The sequence below is a fragment of the Streptococcus sp. HMSC062B01 genome, from assembly GCF_001811085.1.
GTDB classification, from domain to species: Bacteria; Bacillota; Bacilli; order Lactobacillales; family Streptococcaceae; genus Streptococcus; species Streptococcus gordonii.
Genome location: NZ_KZ672785.1, coordinates 1 through 757 on the forward strand (window position 1 = coordinate 1; position 757 = coordinate 757).

Below are 757 nucleotides of genomic sequence, written 5' to 3' on the forward strand. Positions count from 1 at the left end.
GAGGGTCAGCGGTTCGATCCCGTTAACTCCCATAAAGGTCCCGTAGTGTAGCGGTTATCACGTCGCCCTGTCACGGCGAAGATCGCGGGTTCGATTCCCGTCGGGACCGTTGGAATCGAGAGAAGATTTCAAAGAAGACTCGTTAGCTCAGTTGGTAGAGCATTTGACTTTTAATCAAAGGGTCACTGGTTCGAGCCCAGTACGGGTCATAAGCGCGGGTTTGGCGGAATTGGCAGACGCACCAGATTTAGGATCTGGCGCTTAACGGCGTGGGGGTTCAAGTCCCTTAACCCGCATAAGAAATAGGCCGGCTTAGCTCAGTTGGTAGAGCATCTGATTTGTAATCAGAGGGTCGCGTGTTCAAGTCATGTAGCCGGCATTAAGAGAGAAGAGGCGTATGCGAACGTAGTTCAGTGGTAGAACACCACCTTGCCAAGGTGGGGGTCGCGGGTTCGAATCCCGTCGTTCGCTTAGAGGCCGGGGTGGCGGAACTGGCAGACGCACAGGACTTAAAATCCTGCGATTGGAAACGATCGTACCGGTTCGATTCCGGTCCTCGGCATAAATATTAATGAGCACCCTTAGCTCAACTGGATAGAGTACCTGACTACGAATCAGGCGGTTAGAGGTTCGACTCCTCTAGGGTGCATATAGTGATAGGAGATATTCGATCACGACGGGAAGTAGCTCAGCTTGGTAGAGTACTTGGTTTGGGACCAAGGTGTCGCAGGTTCGAATCCTGTCTTCCCGATTGTAT

At 52.2% G+C, this 757-nt stretch carries 8 tRNA genes; all 8 read left to right on the plus strand.

What is annotated here, in order from left to right:
* Nucleotides 1-36 precede the first annotated feature (36 nt).
* Nucleotides 37-109, plus strand: a tRNA-Asp gene (locus tag HMPREF2780_RS06415).
* A 27-nt stretch (nucleotides 110-136) separates the two neighbouring features.
* Nucleotides 137-209, plus strand: a tRNA-Lys gene (locus HMPREF2780_RS06420).
* 5 nt (nucleotides 210-214) lie between these two features.
* Nucleotides 215-296 (plus strand) — tRNA-Leu (locus HMPREF2780_RS06425).
* Between the two features lie 10 nt (nucleotides 297-306).
* Nucleotides 307-379 (plus strand) — tRNA-Thr (locus tag HMPREF2780_RS06430).
* A gap of 20 nt (nucleotides 380-399) precedes the next feature.
* Nucleotides 400-471, plus strand: a tRNA-Gly gene (locus HMPREF2780_RS06435).
* A gap of 5 nt (nucleotides 472-476) precedes the next feature.
* Nucleotides 477-562 (plus strand) — tRNA-Leu (locus tag HMPREF2780_RS06440).
* Nucleotides 563-575: 13 nt separating this feature from the next.
* Nucleotides 576-649: transfer RNA gene (locus HMPREF2780_RS06445), tRNA-Arg, on the plus strand.
* Nucleotides 650-677: 28 nt separating this feature from the next.
* Nucleotides 678-751, plus strand: a tRNA-Pro gene (locus HMPREF2780_RS06450).
* The last annotated feature ends 6 nt before the right edge of the window (nucleotides 752-757 follow it).